The sequence below is a fragment of the Streptomyces sp. NBC_01006 genome (assembly GCF_045162725.1).
Taxonomy (GTDB): domain Bacteria; phylum Actinomycetota; class Actinomycetes; order Streptomycetales; family Streptomycetaceae; genus Streptomyces.
In genome coordinates this window covers 2,062,018-2,086,584 of sequence record NZ_CP108700.1, presented here as the reverse complement: position 1 = coordinate 2,086,584, position 24,567 = coordinate 2,062,018, and the positions used below count along the sequence as shown (strand labels likewise).

General features: G+C 72.4%; 24 protein-coding genes and 1 tRNA gene. 11 read left to right on the top strand and 14 right to left on the bottom strand.

Going from position 1 to position 24,567, the window contains the following annotated elements:
* Window positions 1–89: 89 nt before the first annotated feature.
* Window positions 90–533 (top strand): redox-sensitive transcriptional activator SoxR, encoded by a 444-nt coding sequence (gene soxR / locus OG509_RS09455; RefSeq protein ID WP_406181659.1) that lies wholly within the window; start codon window positions 90–92, stop codon window positions 531–533.
* Here soxR and OG509_RS09450 read toward each other — a convergent pair.
* From OG509_RS09450 to OG509_RS09435, 4 genes are all read right to left on the bottom strand, one after another.
* Complete coding sequence (locus OG509_RS09450) at window positions 514–1,281, bottom strand: 3-keto-5-aminohexanoate cleavage protein (RefSeq protein WP_406181657.1); 768 nt, start codon at window positions 1,279–1,281, stop codon at window positions 514–516. The two genes, soxR and OG509_RS09450, sit on opposite strands and share 20 nt — an antisense overlap.
* Window positions 1,282–1,346: 65 nt before the next feature.
* On the bottom strand, window positions 1,347–1,973 hold the full coding sequence (locus OG509_RS09445) for a hypothetical protein (RefSeq protein WP_385589044.1): 627 nt from the start codon (window positions 1,971–1,973) through the stop codon (window positions 1,347–1,349).
* Between the two features lie 151 nt (window positions 1,974–2,124).
* The gene (locus OG509_RS09440) at window positions 2,125–3,486 is read right to left on the bottom strand and encodes a serine-threonine protein kinase (RefSeq protein ID WP_406181655.1); all 1,362 of its coding nucleotides are present in this window, start codon (window positions 3,484–3,486) and stop codon (window positions 2,125–2,127) included.
* 145 nt (window positions 3,487–3,631) lie between these two features.
* Window positions 3,632–4,915, bottom strand: a complete 1,284-nt coding sequence (locus OG509_RS09435) for an exo-beta-N-acetylmuramidase NamZ domain-containing protein (RefSeq protein ID WP_406181653.1) — start codon at window positions 4,913–4,915, stop codon at window positions 3,632–3,634.
* Between the two features lie 79 nt (window positions 4,916–4,994).
* Between OG509_RS09435 and OG509_RS09430 the strand changes: the two genes are divergently transcribed.
* The 3 genes from OG509_RS09430 to OG509_RS09420 all read left to right on the top strand — a co-directional run bounded on the left by OG509_RS09430 (window position 4,995) and on the right by OG509_RS09420 (window position 8,171).
* Complete coding sequence (locus OG509_RS09430; RefSeq protein ID WP_403737670.1) at window positions 4,995–5,774, top strand: SDR family oxidoreductase; 780 nt, start codon at window positions 4,995–4,997, stop codon at window positions 5,772–5,774.
* Window positions 5,771–7,486 (top strand): AMP-binding protein, encoded by a 1,716-nt coding sequence (locus OG509_RS09425; RefSeq protein ID WP_406181651.1) that lies wholly within the window; start codon window positions 5,771–5,773, stop codon window positions 7,484–7,486. The genes OG509_RS09430 and OG509_RS09425 overlap by 4 nt, the downstream gene beginning before the upstream one ends.
* A 79-nt stretch (window positions 7,487–7,565) precedes the next feature.
* Complete coding sequence (locus tag OG509_RS09420; RefSeq protein WP_030163051.1) at window positions 7,566–8,171, top strand: TetR/AcrR family transcriptional regulator; 606 nt, start codon at window positions 7,566–7,568, stop codon at window positions 8,169–8,171.
* 9 nt (window positions 8,172–8,180) lie between these two features.
* Here OG509_RS09420 and OG509_RS09415 read toward each other — a convergent pair whose 3' ends face one another.
* From OG509_RS09415 to OG509_RS09380, 8 genes are all read right to left on the bottom strand, one after another.
* Complete coding sequence (locus OG509_RS09415) at window positions 8,181–9,380, bottom strand: S8 family serine peptidase (RefSeq protein ID WP_406181649.1); 1,200 nt, start codon at window positions 9,378–9,380, stop codon at window positions 8,181–8,183.
* Window positions 9,381–9,569: 189 nt separating this feature from the next.
* A complete protein-coding gene (locus OG509_RS09410) occupies window positions 9,570–10,817 on the bottom strand; it encodes an acyl-CoA dehydrogenase family protein (protein ID WP_406181647.1) in 1,248 nt (415 codons plus the stop codon).
* Between the two features lie 9 nt (window positions 10,818–10,826).
* On the bottom strand, window positions 10,827–11,897 hold the full coding sequence (locus OG509_RS09405; RefSeq protein WP_406181645.1) for a phosphotransferase family protein: 1,071 nt from the start codon (window positions 11,895–11,897) through the stop codon (window positions 10,827–10,829).
* 151 nt (window positions 11,898–12,048) lie between these two features.
* Window positions 12,049–12,960 (bottom strand): MBL fold metallo-hydrolase, encoded by a 912-nt coding sequence (locus OG509_RS09400; RefSeq protein WP_406181644.1) that lies wholly within the window; start codon window positions 12,958–12,960, stop codon window positions 12,049–12,051.
* A 142-nt stretch (window positions 12,961–13,102) separates the two neighbouring features.
* Window positions 13,103–13,399, bottom strand: a complete 297-nt coding sequence (locus tag OG509_RS09395) for a hypothetical protein (protein ID WP_406181642.1) — start codon at window positions 13,397–13,399, stop codon at window positions 13,103–13,105.
* Window positions 13,400–13,482: 83 nt separating this feature from the next.
* Window positions 13,483–13,803: a DUF202 domain-containing protein gene (locus OG509_RS09390; protein ID WP_406181640.1), complete on the bottom strand. Its 321-nt coding sequence runs from the start codon at window positions 13,801–13,803 to the stop codon at window positions 13,483–13,485.
* Complete coding sequence (locus tag OG509_RS09385; protein ID WP_406181638.1) at window positions 13,800–14,198, bottom strand: YidH family protein; 399 nt, start codon at window positions 14,196–14,198, stop codon at window positions 13,800–13,802. The genes OG509_RS09390 and OG509_RS09385 overlap by 4 nt, the downstream gene beginning before the upstream one ends.
* 9 nt (window positions 14,199–14,207) lie before the next feature.
* Window positions 14,208–14,729 carry an NUDIX domain-containing protein gene (locus OG509_RS09380; protein ID WP_406181636.1) on the bottom strand — a complete coding sequence of 174 codons (522 nt, stop codon included), beginning with the start codon at window positions 14,727–14,729 and terminating at the stop codon, window positions 14,208–14,210.
* Window positions 14,730–14,814: 85 nt separating this feature from the next.
* Between OG509_RS09380 and OG509_RS09375 the strand changes: the two genes are divergently transcribed.
* From OG509_RS09375 to OG509_RS09360, 4 genes are all read left to right on the top strand, one after another.
* On the top strand, window positions 14,815–16,470 hold the full coding sequence (locus OG509_RS09375) for an FAD-binding dehydrogenase (RefSeq protein WP_406181634.1): 1,656 nt from the start codon (window positions 14,815–14,817) through the stop codon (window positions 16,468–16,470).
* Window positions 16,471–16,836: 366 nt separating this feature from the next.
* A complete protein-coding gene (locus OG509_RS09370; RefSeq protein ID WP_406181632.1) occupies window positions 16,837–17,784 on the top strand; it encodes a hypothetical protein in 948 nt (315 codons plus the stop codon).
* Window positions 17,785–17,861: 77 nt separating this feature from the next.
* Window positions 17,862–19,406, top strand: coding sequence for an APC family permease (locus OG509_RS09365; RefSeq protein ID WP_406181630.1), 1,545 nt, complete (start codon window positions 17,862–17,864; stop codon window positions 19,404–19,406).
* A 278-nt stretch (window positions 19,407–19,684) separates the two neighbouring features.
* Entirely contained in the window at window positions 19,685–21,121 is a 1,437-nt protein-coding gene (locus OG509_RS09360; RefSeq protein ID WP_385589016.1) for an amino acid permease, read from the top strand.
* A 78-nt stretch (window positions 21,122–21,199) separates the two neighbouring features.
* Here OG509_RS09360 and OG509_RS09355 read toward each other — a convergent pair whose 3' ends face one another.
* Together OG509_RS09355 and OG509_RS09350 are read right to left on the bottom strand one after the other, a co-directional pair.
* Entirely contained in the window at window positions 21,200–21,559 is a 360-nt protein-coding gene (locus OG509_RS09355) for a zinc ribbon domain-containing protein YjdM (RefSeq protein ID WP_406181628.1), read from the bottom strand.
* Window positions 21,560–21,631: 72 nt separating this feature from the next.
* Window positions 21,632–21,716 (bottom strand) — tRNA-Leu (locus tag OG509_RS09350).
* A 169-nt stretch (window positions 21,717–21,885) separates the two neighbouring features.
* On the opposite strand from OG509_RS09350, the gene OG509_RS09345 reads away from it, so the two are divergent.
* The 3 genes from OG509_RS09345 to OG509_RS09335 all read left to right on the top strand — a co-directional run bounded on the left by OG509_RS09345 (window position 21,886) and on the right by OG509_RS09335 (window position 24,521).
* Window positions 21,886–23,211: a M20/M25/M40 family metallo-hydrolase gene (locus OG509_RS09345; RefSeq protein WP_385589013.1), complete on the top strand. Its 1,326-nt coding sequence runs from the start codon at window positions 21,886–21,888 to the stop codon at window positions 23,209–23,211.
* Window positions 23,212–23,341: 130 nt separating this feature from the next.
* A complete protein-coding gene (gene chpH, locus OG509_RS09340) occupies window positions 23,342–23,575 on the top strand; it encodes a chaplin ChpH (RefSeq protein WP_030163084.1) in 234 nt (77 codons plus the stop codon).
* A gap of 97 nt (window positions 23,576–23,672) precedes the next feature.
* Window positions 23,673–24,521: a chaplin family protein gene (locus OG509_RS09335; protein WP_406181625.1), complete on the top strand. Its 849-nt coding sequence runs from the start codon at window positions 23,673–23,675 to the stop codon at window positions 24,519–24,521.
* Window positions 24,522–24,567: the final 46 nt, after the last annotated feature.

The following is a 24,567-nucleotide window of genomic DNA, read 5'->3' as shown; positions in this document are numbered from 1 at the left end:
TCAGCGCTGCTCAGCATGGTGCGGCCGCATGTATCTGTCAACGACACGTCTGTCAACGAATGTCGGACCGGCCGACTACCCTCGGCCTCGTGCCGCAGATTCCCGAGAAAGTCCACGAGCTCACCGTCGGCCAGCTGTCCGCCCGCAGCGGCGCGGCCGTCTCCGCGCTGCACTTCTACGAGACCAAGGGCCTGATCAGCAGCCGCCGCACCACCGGCAACCAGCGCCGCTACAGCCGCGACGCACTGCGCCGGGTGGCCTTCGTACGCGCCGCCCAGCGCGTCGGCATCCCGCTCGCCGCCATCCGCGACGCACTCGCCCAGCTCCCCGAGGGACGCACCCCCAACCGCGAGGACTGGGCCCGGCTTTCGGAGGCCTGGCGCGCCGAGCTCGACCAGCGGATCACCCAGCTGGCGCGCCTGCGCGACCATCTGTCCGACTGCATCGGCTGTGGCTGCCTCTCGCTGAAGAACTGCGCCCTGTCCAACCCGGACGACGTCTTCGGCGAGCAGCTCACCGGCTCCCGGTTGTAACGGCTGTCGCGCTCCCCGCGATCTCGCGGGCCGCCGCCACCAGCTCGGCGTTCGACCGAGCCGGCCGGCCGTCCGGCAGGTGCAGTACGTCGCCCACGCCGGTCCGCGCTCCCGCACCGCACCGCACGGCCAGCCGCAGCACCGGCCAGGCGGCGGCCTCCCGCCCGAACAGCAGCAGCGGCACCGGCGGCAGCCACCGCAGCCCCGCCACCAGCGCCGGATCGGCCGCGGCCAGCTCCACCACGAGCCGGATCCGCGCCGGGTCCCGTACGGGCCAGGCCAGGAACCGGGTCAACGGCCCGGGCTCGCTCCCCGTTCCGGTCCCCGGCGCGACCCCCCAACCGGCCCCGGCCTTCCCGCCCAGCGGAACCACCGCGTCCACCGCCACGCCCCGCGCCAGCAGGGCCTGCGCCAACTCCTCGGCCCCCGGCTCCGCGAAATGCACCACCGCCCGGTCCGGCAGCACCGTCCACGACCGGATCCGCTCCAGCCGCCCCGCCGGATCGGGCTCGGCCCCGATCCCCGCGGACACCGAAAGCGGTACGGAGACCCCCGTGCCCCGCATCGCCTCCAGCAGCGGCCCCACGACCCGGGGCGACAGGCTCTCCCGGCCGCACGGGGTCCGCGGATGGACCAGTACCTCCCCGGCCCCGGCGGCCACCGCCGCCAGCGCCGACTCCACCACGTCCGGCGGGGACAGGGGCACGGCACCGCCGTCGACGGCACCGCGCGCCCCGTTCAGCGACACCGCAACCGCAACCGCAACCGCAACCGAAACCGGATCCGGCCCCGTCGCCCCAAGTCCCCGCCGGCTCATGCCGCCCCCGCCGAAGCCGGGTCCGCCAGCGAAACCGCGTCCGCCAGCGCCGGCCTCGGCACGACGATCCCGCAGCCCGCACACACCGGACCGTCCCAGGCCCACGCACCCTCCCAGGTGCGATGCCCCGCGCGGGGCCCCCGTCTCTGCCCCGGCCCGTGCGCGGCCCAGCGCAGCTCCTGCTCCCCGCAGACCGGGCACCCCGTCCCCGGCTCCGACTCCAGCGCCGCGACCAGCCGCCGCAGCACCTCGCCCAGCGTCCCGTCCGGCCGCACCCCCGGATCGGCGCACCGCACCACCGCATCCCCGCTGCCGCCCCACGCCCACTCCGGCCGGCGCAGCCCGTGGTGTTTCTCCCGCCGGCGCCGCTCCGCGAACTGCCGCTCGTACTCCAGCCAGACGGCCCGCGCGTCCTCCAGCTCCTCCAACGCCGCCACCAGCCGCTGCGGATCGGCCGCCCGGTCCTCGGGGGCGATCCCGTGCCGATCGCACAGATGCCACCACGTCGCCCGGTGCCCGTACGGAGCGAACCGCTCCAGGCAGCGGCGCAGCGAATGGCGCCGCAGGGCACGGTCATTGCGCGCGTCCCGCACCTGGTACGCCAGACTCCGGAATCCCGCCATCACACCTTCACCTCCGTCGCGCCCACGCCCGCACCGGGGGGCGTCGTACTACGTCGAACGACGACGCACCGTGAGATGTGCCCAACATGCCCGGCCAGGTGCGGGCGCATGCGGGGGCGGTCGAGGCGTACGGGTGGCACATGGCCGGAAGTCAGCGCCCCATGCGCCCCGCAGCAACCACGAGCCGGGCCAGCTCCTCGTGGCAGATGTCACTGTGCGCCCCCGACGGGGGACCGCCGCGGCGCACCACGGACCCGGTGTCCACACTGACGCAACCGGCCTCCGGCACCCCCGCGCGCAGGGCCGCGTCCAGGGTGAGCCGCGGCGCGCCGGGCACCGCCTGCACCCCGTCATGACCGATCGCGCCCCACCGCTCGTCGAAGCCGAGGAGACCGGCCGAATCCCCTGCCATCCGGGAGGCCAGCGGATAGAAGACCTTGAGGGCCGAGTCGTACGGGGAGTGGCAGGCGAGCACCGGGCCGTCGACCCTGCGCTGCATCCCGTGCAGGGCGCCGCCGCTGCCCTTGTCGTGGGGGAGCCGGTCGGCGAAGGCGTAGTGGGAGAAGGCCCCCTGGAGCAGCGTCGCGGACTTCACGTACCGGGCGCCGTCCGGCACCGCGCGCAGCGAGAAGGACACCACCCGGGCCCCGAAGCTGTGGCCGATCAGATGGATCCGCAGGGCCGGGCGGCGGCCCGCGAGTTCGGCCAGCACCGGGCCGAGGCCGCGCTCGCCGACGACTCCGGCCCGCCTCTTCATCTGGTAGTACGTGGCCTGCCGCAGCAGCTCCTTGGCCCCGTTCCACAGCGTGCGCAGGCCGCCGCCGAGGGCGAAGCCGGGCTCGGCGGCGGCGCCTCCGTCCGGCGCGCCCGCCTCGGCCAGCCCCGCGGTGAGGGCACGGCACACCTCCAGCACGTCCAGCGTGAAGATGGCGGGCACGTCCCGTACGACCGGCCCGGTGACGGCAGCGGCGACGGCTGCGTCCGCCGGATCGACGGGATCTCCCGCCTCCCCCGCATCCACCACGTCCACGCCCGCCAGCTCCCGTACCAGCGCCCCGAACTCGGTGAACGCCGCCGCCGACTCCGGCCGGTCCTCCAGCAGTTCGGCGACCCGGTCCAGCTCCGCCACCCGCCCCGGCCAGAACTCCCCGAGCGCCCGCAGCGTGGCGGGGTCCAGGGCCGTCCCGTGGCCCGGCTCGGCGAGCGCGCCGTGGGGGTCGAAGTCCGGTATCGGCTCGTCCGAGAACCGGATCGAGGGCCAGACGACGCCCACGTACCCCAGCCGCACCCCCGGCCCCACCAGCCCCGGGAACGGCGCGTAGAAGCGGTCGAAGAGCCGGGTCGAGGTCGACCGGTCGCTGTTCCAGCCGTGCGCGAAGACCAGCAGGTCGGTGGCCTCCAGGGCGGCCACCGCATCCTGGGCGCCCTGGTCCACGTCACCGTCCGCGTCGAAGGTCAGCTCCGCGTACGGACCGACCCCGATCCCACCGCTCGACGCCATTGCATCCGACATGAGGTCCCCCTCCGCGCCGTCTCTCCGGTGCCGTCCAGCATCCTGCTGCCGCCCCTACCCGGCCAGACCCCTGTCGCCCACGGATTCACACGGATTCACGAGGACTCGCACGGATGCACGCAGATGCACACGGATCCCCGAGGATTCACGGATAGAGCAGGTACCGCCCCCGCACCTCCGCGAACCGCTCCAGCCCCGCCGCCCAGTCGCCCGCGATCTCCTCGACCCCCGCCCCGGCGTCCACCATCTTCCGGACCCGGTCCGAGCCGGTCAGCTGGTCGATCCAGTGGTCCGTGCGCCACGCGAAGCCGCTCCACGTCCGCTTCGCGGTCACCAGCAGCCCGATCCCGGCCCGCACCGGGTCGAAGGCCGCCCGGTCGTGCACGATCAGCCGGACCCCGCCGCACACCTTCCCGGTGAACTTGGAGAAGGTCGGGGTGAACCAGGCCTCCCGGAACCACACCCCGGGCAGTCCCAGCGCCTGCGCCGCCTCCGCCCACCGCCGGTCCACCCCCTCCGCGCCGACCACCTCGAACGGCGTGGTCGTCCCGCGCCCCTCGGACAGGTTGGTGCCCTCGAACAGGCAGGTGCCGGCGTACGCGAGGGCCGTGTCCGGCGTCGGCACGTTCGGGCTCGGCGGCACCCAGGGCAGTCCGGTCGCGCCGAAGAAGGAGTCCCGCCGCCATCCGGTCATGCGTACGGTGTGCAGTGCGACCGGTTTCGCCGCCAGGAACTCCGCGTTGAACAGCAGGGCCAGCTCGGCCGCCGTCATCCCGTGCGCGAGCGCGATCGGCTCCCGGCCCACACCGCTGGCGTACGCGCGCTCCAGTACGGGCCCGGCGGCCCGCCGGCCGCCCACCGGGTTCGGCCGGTCCAGTACCACCACCGTCTTGCCGGCCAGCGCGGCCGCGCGCATGCAGTCGTACAGGGTCCAGATGTAGGTGTAGAAGCGCGCCCCGACGTCCTGGATGTCGAAGACGACCGTGTCGATCCCGGCCGCCGTGAACACGTCGGCGAGCTTCTGCCCGCTCTTGCCGTACGTGTCGTACACCGGCAGCCCCGTCGCCGGATCGCGCCCGGCCGCCTCGGAGTCGCCCGCCTGCGCGGTGCCGCGGAACCCGTGCTCCGGCCCGAACACCGCCACCAGGTCCACCCGGGCGTCCTCGTGCAGTACGTCGACCAGGTGGCGGGCGTCGGCGGTGATCCCGGTGGGGTTCGTGACGACCCCCACCCGCCGGCCGGCGAGCACCTCGTATCCGTCCGCGGCGAGCTGTTCGAAGCCGGTGCGCACCCGGTCTGCCGTGGCCACCGCCGGATCCGCAGCCGCGCCCGCCACCGGCCCGGGCGGCGCCGCGCCCACCGCCCCCAGGGTCCCCAAGGCTCCCGTACTCCCCGCCAGTCCCAGCAGCCCCCGTCGCGACAGCGTCATCCGGCCAAGCTAGGCGTCGCCCCTCTTCCACCCCGACATACCGACCGGTTAGTCTGCCCGGCATCCGGCCGTGAACGCCATGAAAGGTGATCCCGTGAGCGCGTACCAGGACCAGCGAGTCGTCGTCACCGGAGCGGGCGGCGGCATCGGCGCCGCCCTCGCCCGCCGCTTCGCCGAGGAGGGGGCCACGGTCGTGGTCAACGACCTCGACGCCGCGAAGGCCGCCGCCGTGGCGGGCGAGATCGGGGCGAAGGCGATCGCGGTCCCGGGCGACGCCTCGACCGTCGTGGCCGAGGCCCGCGAGGCCCTCGGCGGCGGGGTGGACGTCTACTGCGCGAACGCCGGACTCGGCTCGGGCGGCGACGCGTTCGCCGACGAAGCCGTGTGGGAGGCGGCCTGGGACACCAACGTCATGGCGCACGTCCGCGCGGCCCGGCTGCTGCTGCCGGACTGGCTGGAGCGCGGGAGCGGGCGCTTCGTGTCCACCGTCTCGGCCGCAGGACTGCTGACCATGATCGGGGCGGCGCCGTACAGTGTCACCAAGCACGGTGCGCTCGCCTTCGCGGAGTGGCTCTCGCTGACCTACCGCCACCGCGGCGTGCAGGTCCACGCCATCTGCCCGCAGGGGGTCCGCACCGACATGCTGACGGCCGCGGGCTCGGCGGGCGAACTCGTCCTCGCGCCGACCGCGATCGAGCCGGAAGCGGTTGCGGACGCACTGTTCGACGGCATGGAGAAGGGCCGGTTCTTGATCCTCCCGCACCCCGAGGTCGCGGACTACTACGCCGCCCGCGCCACCGAACCGGACCGCTGGCTCACCGGCATGAACCACATCCAGCAGAAGTGGGAGACCAGGTGACGCGGCCGGACCCGTCCTCCCGCTACGCCGCCAAGCCGTGGCTGGGACTGCTCGGCCCGGCCCAGCGCGCCCCCGTCTCCCCGCCGCCGAGCCTGCTGCACGCCTTCCGCGACGCCGTCGCCCGGGCCCCCGAGCGCACCGCGCTGGCCTACTTCGACGGCCGCATCGGCTACGCGGAGACCGACGCGCTCTCCGACTCCGTCGCCGGCCACCTCGCCGCGCACGGCATCGGCCGCGGGGACCGGGTCGCCGTCATGCTCCAGAACACCCCGCACTTCGTGCTCGCCGTCCTGGCCGCGTGGAAGGCCGGGGCGGTGGTCGTGCCGCTCAACCCCATGTACAAATCTGGCGAGATCGGGCACATCCTGCGCGACTCCGGGGCTGCCGCGCTGGTCTGTGACGGCCGCGCGTGGACGGCGTACGTGGCCGGGGCGGCCTCGGGCACGGGCGTACGGGTCGCCCTGACCGCCTCGGACCGGGACTTCCAGACCCGCAACGACCCGCGCGTCTTCGCCGCCGGAGAACCGGACGCCGCCGACCCGGCTCCCTCCGAGCCGGCCCCCGCCGAGCCGGCCACCGCCCCCGTGGCCCCGGCCGACCTCACCGCCGTGGCCCGCCGCGGCCACCCCGCCCCGCCGGATCCCGGCCTCACCGCCGCCGACACCGCGCTCATCAGCTACACCTCCGGCACCAGCGGCACCCCCAAGGGCGCCATGAACCCGCACGGCGCGCTCACCCACAACGCCGTCCGGCAGGTCACCGGACACCCGCTCCCCGAGGGCGCCACCTACTTCGCCCTCGCGCCCCTCTTCCACATCACCGGCATGGTCTGCGAGCTCGGCGCCTGCTTCGCCAACGCCGGGACCCTCGTCCTCGCCCACCGCTTCGACGCCGGTGTCGTCCTCGATGCCTTCCTGGCGCACCGCCCCGCCTACACCGTCGGCCCGGCCACCGCCTTCATGGCCCTCGCCGCCCACCCCGAGGCCACCGCCGACCACTTCGCCTCGTTCCAGGTTCTCTCCTCCGGAGGCGCCCCGCTCCCGCCCGCCCTCGTCGAACGCCTCCGCGCCGCCTTCGGCTTCTACCTGCGCAACGGCTACGGCCTCACCGAGTGCACCGCCCCCTGCGCCTCCGTGCCCGTACACCTCGAAGCCCCGGTCGACCCCGCCTCCGGCACCCTCTCCGTGGGCCTGCCCGGCGCCGACACCCTCGTACGGATCCTGGACGAGCACGGCGCCGAGGTGCCCTTCGGCGAGAGCGGCGAGATCGCCGTCCGCGGACCCCAGGTCGTCCCTGGCTACTGGGGGCTGCCGGCGGACACGGCCAAGGCCTTCCCGGACGGCGAACTGCGCACCGGCGACGTCGGGTTCATGGACGCGGACGGCTGGCTCTACGTCGTCGACCGCAAGAAGGACATGATCAACGCCTCCGGGTTCAAGGTCTGGCCGCGCGAGGTCGAGGACGTGCTCTACACCCACCCCGCCGTGCGGGAGGCGGCCGTGGTCGGCGTCCCGGACCCGTACCGCGGCGAGAGCGTGAAGGCGTACGTGAGCCTGCGCCCCGGCGCGTCGGTGCAGCCGGAGGAGCTGTCCGCGTACTGCGCCGCGCGCATCGCCGCGTACAAGTACCCGCGCCAAGTGGAGATCCTGCCTGTCCTGCCGAAGACGACGAGTGGCAAGATCCTGCGACGGGAACTGCGCGACCGAGGCTGAAAACAGCCGTACGGTCGTACAGTCGCCGCTCGCACAGCTGGTCGTACGGACCAGGAACAGGGAAGGGAAGGTCAGCGCCATGGCCGCCAGGACCACGGAGCCCGAAGGCACGCACGAGACCCCGGTGCCGCAGCGGCTGCTGGCCGTCGCCACCCGGCTCTTCGCCGAGCGCGGCTACGACCGCACCTCCGTCCAGGAGATCGTCGAGGCCGCCGGGGTCACCAAGGGCGCGCTCTACCACTACTTCGGGTCCAAGGACGACCTGCTGCACGAGGTGTACGCGCGGATGCTGCGCCGCCAGCAGCAGCGTCTCGACGCGGTGGCCGATTCCGGCGCCCCGGTCGAGGAGCGGCTGCGCGCCGCGGCCGCCGACGTGGTGGTCACCACCATCGAGAACCTCGACGACGCGGCGATCTTCTTCCGGTCGATGCACCAGCTCAGTCCGGAGAAGTTCAAGCAGGTACGGGCGGAGCGCCGGCGCTACCACGAGCGGTTCCGGGCGCTGGTCGAGGAGGGCCAGCGCACCGGGGTGTTCTCCACCGCCACCCCCGCGGACCTGGTGGTGGACTACCACTTCGGGTCCGTCCACCACCTGTCCACCTGGTACCGGGCGGACGGTCCGCTCACGCCGCAGCAGGTCGCCGATCACCTCGCCGACCTGCTGCTGCGCGCCCTGCGTCCGTAGCGGGACCCGCTACGGGGCCACCTTCAGCAGCTTGTTCGCCGTGCCCGCCGAGGGGTTGGTCACCGCGCCGCTCGTGGCCGCGGCCGTCAGTGCCGCGGCCGTCTGCGCCGGGGTCGCGGACGGGTGCCCGGCCAGGTAGACCGCCGCGGCCCCCACCACGTGCGGGGTGGCCATGGAGGTGCCCGAGATGGTCTTCGTACCGGTGTCACTGTCGTTCCAGTCGGACGTGATGTCCGAACCCGGCGCGTACAGGTCCACCACGGAGCCGAAGTTCGAGAACGAGGACTGCTCGTCGTCGATGGTGCTCGACGCCACGGTGATCGCCTCAGGAACCCGCGAGGGGGAGCCCTGTCCGGCGTCCGCCGACTCGTTGCCCGCCGCCACCGCGAAGGTGACACCCGAGGCGATCGCCCGGCGCACCGCCTCGTCGAGGGCCTCGTCCGCGCCGCCGCCCAGGCTCATGTTGGCCACCGAGGGCCCCGAGTGGTGCTGGGTGACCCAGTCGATCCCGGCGACCACCTGCTCGGTCGTGCCGGAGCCGTTGTCGTCCAGCACCCGCACCGCGACCAGCTTCGCCTTCTTGGCGACGCCGTGCGCGGTCCCGGCTATGGTGCCCGCGACGTGCGTGCCGTGGCCGTTGCCGTCGTCGGCCTTGTCGTCGTTGTCCACCGCGTCGAAGCCGGACGTCGCGCGGCCGCCGAAGTCCTTGTGGGTCGTGCGTATCCCGGTGTCGATGACGTACGCCGTCACGCCCTCGCCGGCGCTGTCGGGGTAGTTGTACTTCTTGTCGCCCGTCTTGGCCGTCTGGTCGATCCGGTCCAGACCCCATGAAGGCGGGTTGTCCTGGGTGGCCTTGATCGTGAACTTCTTGTTCTGCACGACCTTGCCGACGGCCGGGTCCGCCGCGAGCCGCTTGGCCTCGGTCTCGCTCATGCCCGAGGCCGAGAAGCCGTTGACCCCGGAGCTGTACGTGCGCTGCAGCTCGCCGCCGTACTTCTTGGCCAGCTGTTCCTTGTTCGCGGATGCGTCGAGGATGACGACGTAGCTACCGCTGATCGCACCGGGTGCGCCCAGTCCGTACACCGTGCCCTCGGCCGGTGTCGCAGCCCCCGCTAAGGGGCTGGCGATCAGGGCAACGGCCGCCGTGGCAGCGGCTCCCGTGCCGACCGCCGCGTACCGGAAAGTGCGCGAGCGCTTGTGAGTTGCCATCTGGAGAGTTCTCCTCTTGCTGACGTGTGGGGCGTCAAACCTTCTGGAGAACCCTGTTCCGATTGACAGGCGCAAATCAAGAACGTACCGGCGGTTCGGGGTTGTTCAACAAGGTTTCTTAAAAGGCCCCCCGCACCGCCTTCACGTCGTACATGAGTTCGCATGAACTCCTGCACGATTCCTACACGTTCACGAGCGGCCCGAGTACTTCTTCAGCTCCCGGTGCGCCAGCGAGCGCTGGTGCACCTCGTCCGGCCCGTCCGCGAGCCGCAGCGTCCGCGCCGCCGCCCACAGTTCGGCCAGTGGAAAGTCCTGGCTCACCCCGCCCGCGCCGTGCAGCTGCACCGCGTCGTCCAGGATCCGCACCACCGCCCGCGGGGTCGCGATCTTGATGGCCTGGATCTCGGTGTGCGCACCCCGGTTGCCGACCGTGTCCATCAGCCAGGCCGTCTTCAGCACCAGCAGGCGCAGCTGCTCCACCGTGACCCGGGCGTCCGCGATCCAGTTCTGTACGACTCCCTGCGCGGCCAGCTCCTTGCCGAAGGCCGTACGGCCCACCGCACGCCGGCACATCAGCTCGATGGCCCGCTCCGCCATGCCGATCAGCCGCATGCAGTGGTGGATCCGGCCCGGGCCGAGCCGGGCCTGGGCGATCGCGAAGCCGCTGCCCTCCTCGCCGATCAGGTTCGCGGCCGGCACCCGGGCCCCGTCGAAGACCACCTCGGCGTGGCCGCCGTGGTCGTGGTCCTCGTACCCGTAGACCGTCATCGCCCGGCGCACCTCGACACCCGGGGCGTCGCGGGGGACCAGGATCATCGACTGCTGGCGGCGCGGATCGGCGCCTTCCGGGTCGGTCTTGCCCATGACGATGAAGATCTTGCAGTCCGGGTTCATGGCCCCGGAGATGAACCACTTGCGGCCGGTGACCACGTACTCGGACCCGTCCGCCGAACGCTCGATCCGGGTCTCGATGTTCGTCGCGTCCGAGGAGGCCACCTCCGGCTCGGTCATCGCGAAGGCGGACCGGATCTCGCCGGCCAGCAGTGGCTCCAGCCACTGCTTCTTCTGCTCCTCGCTGCCGAACTGCGCGAGCACCTCCATGTTCCCGGTGTCCGGGGCCGCGCAGTTGGTCGCCATCGGCGCCAGGTGCGGGCTGCGGCCGGTGATCTCGGCGAGCGGGGCGTACTGGAGGTTGGTCAGCCCGGCGCCGTGCTCGGCATCCGGCAAGCTGTGCTGGTCTACGAAGAAGAGGTTCCACAGGCCCTGACGGCGCGCCTCGGCCTTCAGTTCACCGAAGACGGCCGGGGTGTCCCAGGGCGAGGCCAGCCGCGCGCGCTGCTCGGCGGCGACGGGTTCCGCCGGGTACACGTACTCCTCCATGAACGCGAGGAGCCGCTCGCGGAGTTCCTCGGTCCGTGCGTCGAATGCGAAGTCCATGGGTGTGTCTCAGCCTTCCTGGCCGTTCTGGAACGTACGGGGGGCCCGGAGGGTGGTCAGGCCGTGCTCGATGAAGGCCGGGACCAGATCCCCGATCCGGTCGAAACCCGCGCCCACCGTCTGCCCGAGCGTGTAGCGGTAGTGGATGCCTTCGAGGATCACCGCGAGCTTGAACCAGGCGAAGGCGGTGTACCAGGCGATCGCGCCGGTGTCCCGGCCGGAGCGGGCGGCGTACCGCTCGATCAGCTCGGCCGGCGCCGGGTGGCCGGGCGCGCCGCTCGTCGTGCTGACCGGGGAATCCGTCAGCCCCAGGTCCGAGCTGTACATCACCAGCAGCCCGAGGTCGGTCAGCGGATCGCCGAGCGTGGACATCTCCCAGTCCAGTACCGCCCGGATCGTGTCGTCCGGACCGCCGATCAGCACGTTGTCCAGCCGGAAGTCCCCGTGCACCACGGTCGGGGCGGGGGAGTCGGGCAGGGAGCGGCCGAGCGCGGCGTGCAGCTCGTCGATGCCCGCGAGCTCGCGCCCCCGGGAGGCGTCGAGCTGCTTGCCCCAGCGCCGCAACTGGCGGTCGAGGAAGCCCTCGGGCCGGCCGAAGTCGGCCAGGCCCACCGCCTGCGGATCCACCGCGTGCAGGTCGACCAGGGTGTCCACCAGGCCCAGCACCGCCCGCCGGGTGCGCTCGGGGCCGAGCTCCGCGAGCTGGTCGGCCGTCCGGTACGGGACCCCCTCCACGTACTCCATCACGTAGAACGGCGCCCCGAGGACCGACTCGTCCTCGCACAGGAGCACCGGCTCGGGCACCGGCACGGCCGTGCCGTGCAGCGCCCGGATGACCCGGTGCTCGCGCTTCATGTCGTGCGCCGTGGCCAGGACATGGCCGAGCGGCGGACGGCGCACCACCCAGCGGCCGGTCCCGTCGGTGATCTCGTACGTGAGGTTCGACCGGCCCCCTTCGATCAGCCGGCCGCGCAGCGCCCCGGCCACGAGCCCGGGCCGCGCCCGGCCGAGATGACCGCGCAGCCGCTCCAGGTCGAGGCCCCGGGGGCCGGCCGAAGCGGACTCTGACGCTGAGGTCATGGTGCGCACCTCCGTACGGAGTGGACGAGACGGAACGGACGAGTGCCATCATGCCGACCAGTCGGTATGTCGTCCAGTGTGCAGGCCGAACGAACAGGAACCAACGACGGGTGCGGGCCGGAAGGAGATCCCCCCGGCCCGCACCATCGGCTCACGCGTGACAGAGGATCGGCGTCCCGCCGTTCATCACGGTCATGTCCTGGAGCACCGCCAGTATGTTCAGCGGCGCCCCCTCCGGTTCCCCGGCCAGCTCCGCGTACGCCCGGTGCAGGTTCGCCACCAGCCGCTCGCTCTCCCGCCAGGCCGCGAACTCGCCGAGATCGGCCTCCCGCGCCGCCTCCAGCGGGGTCAGCCCCTTGGCCCTGCCCTCCCGGGCCAGTTCGGCCACGTACCGCAGATAGCGCTCGGTGGCCTCGTACGCGGACGGGTCCGTCAGCGGCCCGTGGCCCGGTACGACGGTCTCCGCGCCCAGCGAGCGCAGCAGCTCCAGCGCCCGCAGCGAACCGGCGAGCGAGCCCATCGCCAGGAACGGCGTGCCCTCGGCGAAGACCAGGTCGCCGGTGAAGACGATCCGCTGCCGCGGCAGGAACACGATCGAGTCCCCGGTGGTGTGCGCGACGCCCGGGTGGATGATCCGGACCTCCGTGTCGCCGAGGTGGAGGGTCGTCCGGTCGTTGTACGTGAGGTCCGGCGCGGTGATCTCGACCGAGCCGAAGTCGGTGGTGGGCCAGATCAGCTCCAGCTGGTGCCCGGCCGCGATCTGCTCGGTGCGCGCGTTGTCGTGCCCGAGGATCAGCGCCTCGGGGGCGAAGACGGCGTTGCCGTACGTGTGGTCGCCGTGGTGGTGGGTGTTGACCACCGTGCGCGGCAGCGGCACCCCGGCCGCCACGACCGCCTCGCGCAGGGCCAGGGCCCGCCGCTCGGTGGCCGCGGTGTCGATGAGCAGGGTCCGGCCGCCGTCGCTCACGAAGCCGGCGTTGTTCAGGCACCAGCCGCCGTCCGGCTGGACGTAGGCGTACACCCCGGTCGCGGGCTGGACGAGGTACGGCTCTTCGGCGGTCATGAATGCTCTCCCCGGGTCGCTCTGACAAGCGGTCAGCATCCTGCCAGTCGCGGCGGCGCCGGGGGAGGGCGGGGGGCGGCCGGCCGGTGGGTCGGCCGGGTCGGTCAGCCGTTCGGCCGGCCGGTGGTACCTCCGGCGGCGGTCAGTGGTCGTCGTAGTGGCCGTCGTGCTCGGCGTGCCGGTGCCCGTCGTGCACGTAGTCCACGTGGTCGCCGTGCTGCACGGCCTCGTGCCCGCAGGCCGGCCCGTGGGCGTGGTCGTGCTCCTCGTGGGCGGCGTGCCCCGCGGGCTCGCACTCGTCCCAGTGCCCCGCGTGCTCGCGGTGCAGATGGCCGTCGTGCGCGTAGTCGACGTGGTCCCCGTGGGACACCTCGGTGTGGCCGCAGTCGGGGCCGTGGGTGTGCGCGTGCGTGGGGTGTTCCTGGTGCATGGTCGTCATGGCGCCGAGGCTAGTGCGGAACATCCCTTATCGCCTGTTATATACCGGGCGGCGCGCATAAGCCGGATCATCCGATCGACAGCTCAGAAGATGACCGCCACCGCGACCACCGACAGCGCCACCGTGCACGCCACCGCCGCCAGCGCGGACCGCGGAGAGAGCCCCGGCGGCCGGGCCGCCGCCAGCTGCCGCACCCGCCGGTGCGCGACCCCCAGGAACGCCAGCCAGATCAGCGCGATCACCGCCGCCCCGATCACTTCCACCGGCGAGCCGGACCCGCGCAACGCCGTCCGCAGCGCCAGCACCGCCGTCACCGAGCACGCCAGCGTCGTACGCCGCCACGCGAGCCGGGTCCGCTCGGGCTGCAGTCCCGCGTCGTGCCCCGCCCTCCCGGAGGCCGTCACCGCCCGCTCGTCCAGCCCATCAGCACCACCAGCATCATCGACACCGCGACCAGCCCCACCCCCAGGCTCAGCACCACCGGGAACCGGGAGACCGGCAGGTCCTCGCCCCGCCGCATCGCGCGCTCGCACTGCACCCAGTGGTTCACCGCCCGCAGCGCACAGGCGGCGCCCACCGCGAGCAGCGCGAGGGACATCCCGATCCGCACGCCCCAGCGCAGGTCCGGCAGGAACTGGTCCACCGCGAACCCGCCGCCCACCAGGGCGAGGGCGGTCCGGATCCAGGCCAGGAAGGTCCGCTCGTTGGCCAGCGAGAACCGGTAGTCGGGGGTCTCGCCGTCGTCCCTCACCCGCTGCGGCGCGAACCAGAGGCGCACGTCCTTGACGAAGTCGATCACCGGGCCAATCTACTGGCGGGACTCCCGGTGCGCGCGCAGCCGCCGGTACGCCTCCAGCCCGTCCGGCACCCACTCCCACTCCCCGTCCGTGACCCGCCCCGCCAGTTCCTCCTCGGAGAGCCATGCGTGCCAGGCCACCTCCGACTCCTGCGGCCGCACCGGCAGCTCGCAGCGCACCTCGTGCACGTACGACCACCAGGCCCCGCCCGGCCCCTCGTACAGGAACTTGAACAGCGGCACCGGCTGCGCCAGCCCCGCCACGCCCAGCTCCTCCTCGGCCTCGCGCAGCGCGGCCTCGGCGTAGCTCTCGCCGGCGCCCACCACCCCGCCCACGAACATGTCGTAGGCGGACGGGAAGACCAGCTTCGATGCCGTCCGCCGGTGCACGAAGATCCGCCCCAGCGCGTCCCTGGCCTGTACGAACACGCACCGGTGCAGCAGCCCGTCCGCGTACACCTCGCCCCGCGGCGCCCGCCCGGTCACCCGGTCGTCCCGGTCCACCACGTCCAGCACTTCATCAGCAGCACTCACGAGGCTCATCCAACCACCGCTGTTGACTGGTTACCGCTCCGTAGCCAAGGATCTGCCCCACCACCGACCGGAGGACGGGTTCGCCATGACGTACGACGCAGACGTGATCGTGATCGGGGCGGGGCTCGCCGGCCTCGTGGCCACCGCCGAGCTCGTCGACGCGGGCCGCAAGGTCATCCTGCTCGACCAGGAGCCCGAGCAGTCGATCGGTGGCCAGGCGCACTGGTCCTTCGGCGGGCTGTTCTTCGTCGGCTCGCCCGAACAGCGGCGGATGCGGATCAAGGACAGCCGAGAGCTCGCCCTCCAGGACTGGAGCGGCACCGCCGGTTTCGACCGCGAGGAGGACGCCTGGCCGCGCCGTTGGGCCGAGGCGTACGTCGACTTCGCGGCCGGCGAGAAGCGGCCCTGGCTGCACGCCCAGGGCGTCCGCTTCTTCCCGGTGGTCGGCTGGGCCGAACGCGGCGGCTACGACGCCAACGGCCACGGCAACTCCGTCCCCCGCTTCCACATCACCTGGGGCACCGGGCCGGGCCTCGTCGCCCCCTTCGAGCGGCGGGTCCGCGCCGGGGTGGCCCGCGGCCTGGTCCAGCTCCGCTTCCGCCACCGGGTCACCGGGCTCGCCCGGACGGCCGGCGCCCTGGACACCGTGACGGGCGAGGTCCTGGAGCCCTCCGACGCCGTACGGGGCACCGCGAGCGGCCGCGGGAGCACCGGGGCCTTCTCCCTCCGGGCCCAGGCGGTGATCGTGACCAGCGGCGGCATCGGCGGCAACCACGACCTCGTACGCAAGCAGTGGCCGGATCGGCTCGGCACCCCGCCGCAGCGGATGCTCTCCGGGGTCCCGGCGCACGTGGACGGCCTGATGCTCGGCATCGCGGAGGAGGCCGGGGCCAGCCACATCAACAAGGACCGGATGTGGCACTACACCGAGGGCATCGAGAACTGGAACCCGATCTGGGCCAGGCACGGCATCCGCATCCTGCCCGGCCCCTCCTCGCTCTGGCTGGACGCCACCGGCAAGCGGCTGCCCGTACCGCTCTTCCCCGGGTTCGACACCCTCGGCACCCTCGACCACATCATGAAGACCGGCCACGACCACACCTGGTTCGTCCTCAACCAGCGCATCATCGGCAAGGAGTTCGGCCTCTCGGGCTCCGAGCAGAACCCGGACCTGACCGGCAAGTCGGTCCGCGACGTCATCGACCGGGCGCGGCAGGCCGTGCCGGGGCCGGTGAAGGCCTTCATGGACAACGGAGCGGACTTCGTCGTCGAACGCGACCTCGCCTCCCTGGTGCGCGGCATGAACGCGGTCACCAAGGAGGACCTGCTGGACGAGGAGACCGTCCGCCGGGAGGTCGTGGCCCGGGACCGGGAGATCGCCAACCCGTTCACCAAGGACCTCCAGGTGACGGCCATCCACGGTGCCCGCAAGTACCTCGGCGACAAGCTGATCCGCACCGCCGCCCCGCACCGGATCCTCGACCCGAAGGCGGGCCCGCTGATCGCCGTACGGCTCTCCGTCCTGACCCGCAAGTCCCTGGGCGGCCTGGAGACCGACCTGTCCTCCCGGGTCCTCACCGGGTCCGGCGAGCCGCTGCCCGGCCTGTACGCGGCGGGCGAGGCGGCCGGCTTCGGCGGCGGCGGGGTCCACGGATACCGAGCCCTGGAGGGCACCTTCCTCGGCGGCTGCATCTTCTCGGGCCGCGCGGCCGGTCGCGCCGCGTCCGAGGCGGTGGGCTAGTGGTGGGCTAGCGGTGGGCCGGCGGTCGGCCAGGGGGTGCCCGGCGACGGCTACGGAAGGCGCTCGACGATCCCGGAAGCGTTCCGCAGCGCGCCATTCGGCCACAGGCGCGTGGCGCTCGCCCACCACCGGCAGCGGGTCGCACGCGACCTCGTACCCGGCCGGCCACCCCGTCGTCGAGGTCTTCGCCCCCGCCGCGGCCGCGAACGAGTCGAAACGCGCCAACTGTCGTCATGTCCATACCAGTTGAAACGCGCCACGCAGTGGACTGGACCTTGACGCGGAGCTGTGCCTACCGCTTTGCTGTGCGTGATCATCCAGTCATATAGTCCGCCCGCGCCCGTGTTTCTGGAGGGAATCCCGCGGATGTCCCCGCCTCCGCCGCCCCTCGGCCGCGCCCGCAAGCGGGACGCCCAGCTCTTCGACCCGGCCCTGTGCGACACCGAACTGGTCGACGTACGCGCCCAGTTCACCCAGGGCCGCTGGGCCAAGGCCCGCTCCCTCCTCGTCGCCACCGGCGACGACTGGGACCGCCGCGGCCACCGCCTCGTCGTCCTCGCCGAGACCCCGGCCGCCACCGCCTGGGCCCGCGAATGGCTGCTCGCCGAACCCGAGAGCCCCGACGCCGCCACCCTCCTCGCCTGCGCCGCCGTCTTCACCGCCCTGCGCCGCAAAGGCACGCCCGAGGCCGCCGAGGAGGCCTGCCGCCGGGCCGCCGCCCTGCTCCCCGCCGACCCCACCCCCTGGCTGGGACTGCTCATGCTCACCCGGGCCTTCGGCAGCGAGGAGGAGTTCAGCCGCCACTTCGACCAGGTCCGGGTCCGCCACCGCGAGCACCACCACGCCCACCACCTGATGGTCGCCAAGCTGGCCGAACACACCCCCGCCACCGGCCACGACCCGCTCCACGAGGTCTACGACTTCGCCGCCTGGGCCGCCGAGGAGTCCCCGGCCGACTCCCCGCTCGCGGTCCTCCCGGTCATCGCCCACGCCGAGCGCTACCGGGTGCTCGCCGCCACCCAGGGCCGCACCCCCGACGGGGCCGCCGACCACTGGTCGAGCCGCCGCGCCCGCCAGGTCCTGCGCTCCGCCTTCGACTGGTGGCTGGAGTGGGAGCGCGAGGACCACCCCCGCAACCGGGTCGACCTCAACTTCCTGGCCCACGCCAAGCTCTGCGAGGGCCGCCCCGCCGAGGCCGCCGCCCTCTTCCACCGCATCGGCAGCCACGCCACGCCCGCCCCCTGGTCCTATCCCGACCTCGACCCGCACAAGGCCTTCCTCGCCGCCCGCAGCGCCGCGCTCGGCACGGCCTGACGCGGCGGGGCCGCACAGCACCCCCCGCTCCGCTCCGTACGACCTTCCCCCGACCTTCCCCGAAAGGACACCCCGCCATGGCGACGGGCAGATCCACCACGCTCAGCACCGCGCCCGAGATCCGCACCTACAAGGGCCAGGACCGCGCTCTGCGCGCCGACCGCCTCGGCACCGCCGGACTGCTGCTCTCCGTACTCGCCGCCAGCGCGCCGCTCATGGTGGTCGCCGGCGTGATGCCCACCACCTTCGGCGTCATGGGCATCGTCGGCCAGCCCCTGCTGTTCGTGATCCTCGGCGTCGTGCTCGCGCTCTTCAGCATCGGCTACGCCGAGATGAGCCGGCACGTCCACAACGCCGGCGCCTTCTACGCGTACATCGCCCGCGGCCTCGGCCCCACCGCGGGCGCCGGCGCCTCGCTCGTCGCCCTCGTCGCGTACAGCGCCATGCAGGTCGGCGTCTACGGCATCCTCGGCTTCGAGATCTCCAACCTCTTCGCCACCTACCTCCACACCGAGCTCGCCTGGTGGATACCGGCCCTGGCGGCCGTCGCCCTCACCGGCGCGCTCGGCTGGCTCAAGATCGACCTCAACGCCAAGGTCCTCGGCGTCCTCCTCCTCATCGAGGTCGTCCTCGTCGTCGTCTTCGACATCGCGGCGCTCGGCAAGCCCGGCGCCGGAGGCATCTCGCTCCAGGCGTTCAACCCCGAGACCCTGAGCGGACCCGGCCTCGGCACGGCCCTCTGCTTCTGCATCGCCGCCTTCGTCGGCTTCGAGCAGTCCCCGGTGTACGCGGAGGAGACGAGCAAGCCCCACATCGTCGTCTCCCGCGTGATGTTCCTGGCCGTCGGCTTCGTCGCCCTCTTCTTCGCGTTCAGCGCCTGGGCCCTCACCGTGGCCACCGGCCCCTCCGAGGTCGTCAAGACCTCCGCGGAAGCCGGTCCCGGCCTGCTCTTCCAGCTCACCGAGAGCCGCCTGGGCACCACCTTCACCGACGTCCTGCACGTCCTCTTCGTGACCGGCATGTTCGCCGCCATGCTCAGCTTCCACAACGTGGTGGCCCGCTACGCCTTCGCCATGGGCCGCGAGGGCCTGCTCCCGGCCGCCTTCGGCCGGACCAATGCCGGCACCGGCGCCCCCGCCACCGGCTCGCTCCTCCAGACCGTCATCTCCACCCTCGTCGTCCTCGCCTTCGCCGTCACCGACGACAAGCCGGCCGGGGACCCCACCACCCCCGTCCTGCACCTGTTCACCTGGATGGGCAACGTCGGCGCCCTCGGCGTGACCCTCCTCATGGCAGCCGCCTCCTTCGCCGTCATCGCCTTCTTCGTCCGCCGCGGCACCGCCGGCGCCCAGATCTGGCGGCTCGTCGCGGCCGGCGCCGCCGGGATCGCCCTGCTCGGCATCGCCGTCTACACGGTGAAGGACTTCGACGTCCTGGTCGGGGCCGAGAAGGGCTCCGCGCTCAGCTGGCTCCTGCCCGGGATCATCGGCGCCGCCGTCGTGGGCGGGCTGCTGTACGGGGCCGTCCTGCGCAGCCGCCGCCCCGAGGTGCACGCCCGCATCGGCCTCGGGAACGAGGCCTTCCGCCTCGACCAGGCGGCGGAGGCCGACCCCCGCGACTGACCCCGGCGGCCGACCTCCGGCCCCCGGCGGCCGACCTCGGCGGCCGACCCCCGCGAAAGACCCGCTCCGCCTCGCTTTCCACCTCGTATGAAGCCCCCGGCGCCCGTTTCCATGGTCGCCGGGGGCTTCCGCGTGGGGAGGCCGGGTTTTGGCCATAGCCGGGGGTCATGGTCTCCTGGGGCGACAAAAACCACCGGAACCCCGCACAGGTGACACCACCCAGCTCCCCTGCACGGCGGTCCGGGCCTGCCGTCCCACCCACGAAGGCGAAGTCCTACATGAGTGACCGCACCTTGACCGAGGCCCCCGCCCCGGCGTCCTCCCGCCACGTCGACGCCGGTGACGAGGGCTACAGCAAGGACCTCAAGTCCCGCCACATCAACATGATCGCGATCGGCGGGGCGATAGGCACCGGCCTGTTCCTCGGCGCCGGCGGCCGGCTCGCCAACGCGGGCCCCTCCCTCGCGATCGCCTACGCGGTGTGCGGCATCTTCGCCTTCTTCGTCGTCCGGGCCCTCGGCGAGCTCGTGCTCTACCGGCCCTCCTCCGGCGCGTTCGTCTCGTACGCGCGCGAGTTCATGGGGGAGAAGGGCGCCTACACGGCCGGCTGGCTGTACTTCCTGAACTGGTCCACGACCACCGTGGCCGACATCACCGCCGCCGCGACCTACGCCCACTTCTGGTCCATGTTCACCAGCGTCCCCCAGTGGATCCTGGCCCTGATCGCCCTCGCCGTGGTCCTCACCGCGAACCTGATCTCGGTGAAGTACTTCGGCGAGATGGAGTTCTGGTTCTCCCTCGTCAAGGTCGCCGCCCTGGGCGTCTTCCTGCTCGTCGGCATCTACCTGGTCGCCACCAGCCACCCGATCGACGGCCACACCCCGGGCCTGTCCTCGATCACCGACAACGGCGGCATCTTCCCGTCCGGCATGCTCCCGATGCTCCTGCTGCTCCAGGGCGTGGTCTTCGCGTACGCCTCCGTCGAGCTGTGCGGAGTCGCCGCCGGTGAGACCGAGAACCCCGAGAAGATCATGCCGAAGGCGATCAACTCGATCATGTGGCGCGTCGGCCTCTTCTACGTCGGTTCGGTGATCCTGCTCGCGCTGCTGCTCCCGTACACCTCGTACTCCTCCGACCAGAGTCCCTTCGTCACCGTCTTCGACAAGCTGGGCGTCCCCGGCGCCGCCGGCGTCATGAACCTGGTCGTCCTGACCGCCGCGCTCTCCAGCCTGAACTCCGGGCTCTACTCCACCGGCCGCATCCTGCGCTCGATGGCCATGTCCGGCTCCGCGCCGAAGTTCACCGCCCGCATGAACAAGGGCAAGGTCCCCTACGGCGGTGTGCTCTTCACGGCCGCCTTCGGCCTCGCGGGCGTCGGTCTGAACTACCTGATGCCGAAGGACGCCTTCGAGCTCGTCCTGAACTTCGCCTCGCTGGGCATCCTCGGCACCTGGGGCATGGTCATGATCTGCTCGCTGTTCTTCTGGCGCCGTGCGCAGGAGGGCAGCCTGGAGCGCCCGTCCTACCGCCTGCCCTGGGCCCCGTACACGCAGATCGTCACGCTGGTGTTCCTGCTCGCCGTGCTGGTCCTGATGTGGTGCGACGGCGGCGTCGGCCGCACCACCGTCCTGTGCGTCCCCGTCATCGGGGCCGCGCTCGTCGGCGGCTGGTTCCTGGTCCGCCGCCGCGTGGCGGAGATCGCCGCGAACCGCTGACGGCTGCCGGGCCGCGCGGCGAACGAAGAAGGACCCCGCCCTCGGGCGGGGTCCTTCGCGTTGTCCTGAGGCCGTGGATCAGGCCTTCTTGACCACGCTGGACTTCAGCTGCATGGCACCGAAGCCCTCGATCCTGCAGTCGATGTCGTGGCCGTCCACGCCGTCGATGAGCCGGATGTTGCGCACCTTCGTGCCCGCCTTGATCCCGGACGGGCTGCCCTTGACCTTGAGCGCCTTGACCACGGTCACGCTGTCGCCGTCGCTGAGCACGTTGCCCACCGCGTCCTTGACGACCTTCTCCCCGGAAGCCTCCGCGGCCTGTGCACCGCCCTCGGCGGGAACCCATTCGTGGCCGCACTCGGGGCACACCACGAGGGCGTTCATCTCGTAGGTGTACTCGCAGGAGCATTTCGGGCACGGCGGCAGGTTCTCGATCACGCCTTCAGGGTAGCCCGAGGCGGAAAGAGCCCAAAACGCCGAAAACCCCACCGAAGTGGGGTTCTCGCTCTGTGTCCGAGGGGGGACTTGAACCCCCACGCCCGATAAAGGGCACTAGCACCTCAAGCTAGCGCGTCTGCCATTCCGCCACCCGGACAAGGTGTCTGTCTCGCGTCCCTCGCGGGCCGTTCCGACGTGGAAAACATTACCAAACATTCCGGGGTCCTCGATCACACCCCCCGGCGGCCGGGGATCGCCCTTGGGGAGAGCCGGGTGAAGCGGGAGGATGGGGAGGCAGTCGGTACCGATCAGTGGGAGGAAGCAGCGTGAGCGAGTCGAGCGCGGGCAGGACCGTCTCCGGCGAGGACGAGGTCGTCGACCTCTGCCGGGACCTCATCCGGATCGACACCAGCAACTACGGGGACCACTCCGGTCCCGGGGAGCGCAAGGCGGCCGAGTGGGTCGCGGAGAAGCTCGCGGAGGTCGGGCTGGAGCCGCAGATCTTCGAGTCCCACAAGGGGCGCGCCTCGACAGTCGCGCGCATCGAGGGGGAGGACCCGTCGCGGCCGGCGCTGCTGATCCACGGGCACACCGACGTGGTCCCGGCCAACGCCGCCGACTGGACGTACGACCCCTTCTCGGGCGAGATCGCCGACGGCTGCGTGTGGGGCCGCGGCGCCGTCGACATGAAGGACATGGACGCGATGACGCTGGCCGTCGTACGCGACCGGCTGCGCAGCGGCCGCAAGCCCCCGCGGGACATCGTGCTGGCCTTCCTCGCCGACGAGGAGGCGGGCGGCGTGTTCGGCGCCCGGCACCTCGTGGACAAGCACCCCGGGCTCTTCGACGGGGTCACCGAGGCGATCGGCGAGGTCGGCGGCTTCTCGTTCACCGTCAACGAGAACCTGCGGCTGTACCTGGTGGAGACCGCCCAGAAGGGCATGCACTGGATGCGGCTCACGGTGGAGGGCACCGCGGGCCACGGCTCGATGACGAACAACGACAATGCCATCACGGAGCTGTGCGAGGCCGTGGGCCGGCTCGGCCGCCACCAGTGGCCGGTGAGGGTCACCAAGACCGTACGGAGCTTCCTGGACGAGCTCTCGGACGCGCTCGGCACCCCCCTCGACCCGGACGACATGGACGCGACCCTGGCCAAGCTCGGCGGCATCGCCAAGATGGTCGGCGCGACCCTGCGGAACTCGGCCGCCCCGACCATGCTCGGCGCCGGTTACAAGGTCAACGTCATTCCCGGCCAGGCCACCGCGCACGTCGACGGCCGCTTCCTGCCCGGCTACGAGGACGAGTTCTTCGCCGACCTCGACCGGATCCTCGGGCCGCGCGTGAAGCGCGAGGACGTGCACGGGGACAGGGCCCTGGAGACGGACTTCGACGGGAAGCTCGTCGACGCCATGCAGGGCGCCCTCAAGGCCGAGGACCCGATCGCGCGCGCGGTCCCGTACATGCTCTCCGGCGGTACGGACGCGAAGTCCTTCGACGACCTCGGCATCCGCTGCTTCGGCTTCGCCCCGTTGCAGCTGCCGCCGGAGCTGGACTTCGCCGGGATGTTCCATGGAGTGGACGAGCGGGTACCGGTCGACGGGTTGAAGTTCGGCGTGCGCGTGCTGGACCGATTCATCGACAACTGCTGAGAATCGGGAAGGTGTGCGTTTCTCACTGGGAAGAGTGAATGCACTCATACGCTCGTAGCCCTGGTGACGCCTCCTCGTTACAGGTGGTGCGGTCCGCGGCTGGGACCGCATTGCCAACTAGGAGGAACTCATGCTTAAGAAGGTTGTCGCCGCTGCGGCTGCCACCGGTGGTCTGGTTCTCGCGGGTGCGGGCATCGCCGCCGCCGACGCGGGTGCGCAGGGTGCGGCCATCGGCTCCCCGGGCGTCCTGTCCGGGAACGTCGTCCAGGTCCCCGTCCACGTTCCCGTGAACGTCTGCGGTAACACGGTCAACGTGATCGGCCTGCTGAACCCGGCTTTCGGCAACACCTGCGTCAACGCCTGACGCTTCTGAAGTCCTGGGCCCCGGAGCGCATTCCAGCGCTCCGGGGCCGCCGGGCTTTCAAGGCCCGGCTGTTCTTACACCGCAGGGGGACAAACACATGCGACGACCGGCAGCGGTCACCAGGAAGACCCTGATCACCATGGCGGCGGCGGGGGGTGTGCTCGCGCTGGGTGGGGGTTACGCACACGCGGACTCCGGCACGTCCGGCCATGCCCTGAACTCTCCGGGCGTGGCGTCCGGGAACTCCGACCACGTACCCGTGGATGCTCCGGTGAACGTCTGCGGCAACACCGTCTCGGTGGTGGGGCTGCTCAACCCGGCCTTCGGGAACCGGTGTTCCAACGACTCGGCCACGCCGAACCACCCGGGGCACCCGGGCACTCCCGGCCATCCGGGCAACCCGGGCGAGCCCGAGGAGCCGGACGAGCCGTGCGACGAGGACGAACCGCACCACCCGGGCCACCCCGGGTACCCCGGCAACCCGGGCACTCCCGGCAACCCGGGTACGCCCGGCAACCCGGGTACGCCCGGCAACCCGGGTACGCCCGGCAACCCGGGTACGCCCGGCAACCCCGGCACTCCCGGCAACCCGGGCAACCCCGGTACTCCGGGTACGCCCGGCAACCCCGGTACTCCTGGCCACCCCGGCACTCCCGGTAACCCGGAAACGCCCGGCAACCCCGGCACGCCCGGTCAGCCCGGTAACCCCGGAACCCCCGGTCAGCCCGGCACTCCGGGTACGCCTGGGCTTCCCGGTGGGCCCACCGGGCCCGGCACGGGCGGTGTCACTCCCGTCACCCACCCCGGCCAGGGGATCGCTCCGGCCCAGCAGGCCGGGCTCGCCGCCACCGGCGCCGGAGACGTCCTCGGTGTGGGCCTTCCGCTCGCCGCCGGCACGCTGCTGGCCGGCGCCGTGCTCTACCGGCGCGCTCGCAGCGCGGCCTGAGAACGGCGGCCGTACGGCGCGGGTCCCGATCCGGGGCCCGCGCCCG

Coding starts and splice junctions, on each gene's coding strand:
- OG509_RS09410 (WP_406181647.1), bottom strand. CDS start 10,817: ATGGACTTCGCATTCGACGCACGGACCGAGGAACTCCGCGAGCGGCTC.
- OG509_RS09365 (WP_406181630.1), top strand. CDS start 17,862: ATGGCGACGGGCAGATCCACCACGCTCAGCACCGCGCCCGAGATCCGC.
- OG509_RS09335 (WP_406181625.1), top strand. CDS start 23,673: ATGCGACGACCGGCAGCGGTCACCAGGAAGACCCTGATCACCATGGCG.
- OG509_RS09370 (WP_406181632.1), top strand. CDS start 16,837: ATGTCCCCGCCTCCGCCGCCCCTCGGCCGCGCCCGCAAGCGGGACGCC.
- OG509_RS09420 (WP_030163051.1), top strand. CDS start 7,566: ATGGCCGCCAGGACCACGGAGCCCGAAGGCACGCACGAGACCCCGGTG.
- OG509_RS09360 (WP_385589016.1), top strand. CDS start 19,685: ATGAGTGACCGCACCTTGACCGAGGCCCCCGCCCCGGCGTCCTCCCGC.
- OG509_RS09430 (WP_403737670.1), top strand. CDS start 4,995: ATGAAAGGTGATCCCGTGAGCGCGTACCAGGACCAGCGAGTCGTCGTC.
- OG509_RS09405 (WP_406181645.1), bottom strand. CDS start 11,897: ATGACCTCAGCGTCAGAGTCCGCTTCGGCCGGCCCCCGGGGCCTCGAC.
- chpH (WP_030163084.1), top strand. CDS start 23,342: ATGCTTAAGAAGGTTGTCGCCGCTGCGGCTGCCACCGGTGGTCTGGTT.
- OG509_RS09375 (WP_406181634.1), top strand. CDS start 14,815: ATGACGTACGACGCAGACGTGATCGTGATCGGGGCGGGGCTCGCCGGC.
- OG509_RS09395 (WP_406181642.1), bottom strand. CDS start 13,399: ATGACGACCATGCACCAGGAACACCCCACGCACGCGCACACCCACGGC.
- OG509_RS09445 (WP_385589044.1), bottom strand. CDS start 1,973: ATGGCGGGATTCCGGAGTCTGGCGTACCAGGTGCGGGACGCGCGCAAT.
- OG509_RS09415 (WP_406181649.1), bottom strand. CDS start 9,380: ATGGCAACTCACAAGCGCTCGCGCACTTTCCGGTACGCGGCGGTCGGC.
- OG509_RS09435 (WP_406181653.1), bottom strand. CDS start 4,915: ATGACGCTGTCGCGACGGGGGCTGCTGGGACTGGCGGGGAGTACGGGA.
- OG509_RS09440 (WP_406181655.1), bottom strand. CDS start 3,486: ATGTCGGATGCAATGGCGTCGAGCGGTGGGATCGGGGTCGGTCCGTAC.
- OG509_RS09400 (WP_406181644.1), bottom strand. CDS start 12,960: ATGACCGCCGAAGAGCCGTACCTCGTCCAGCCCGCGACCGGGGTGTAC.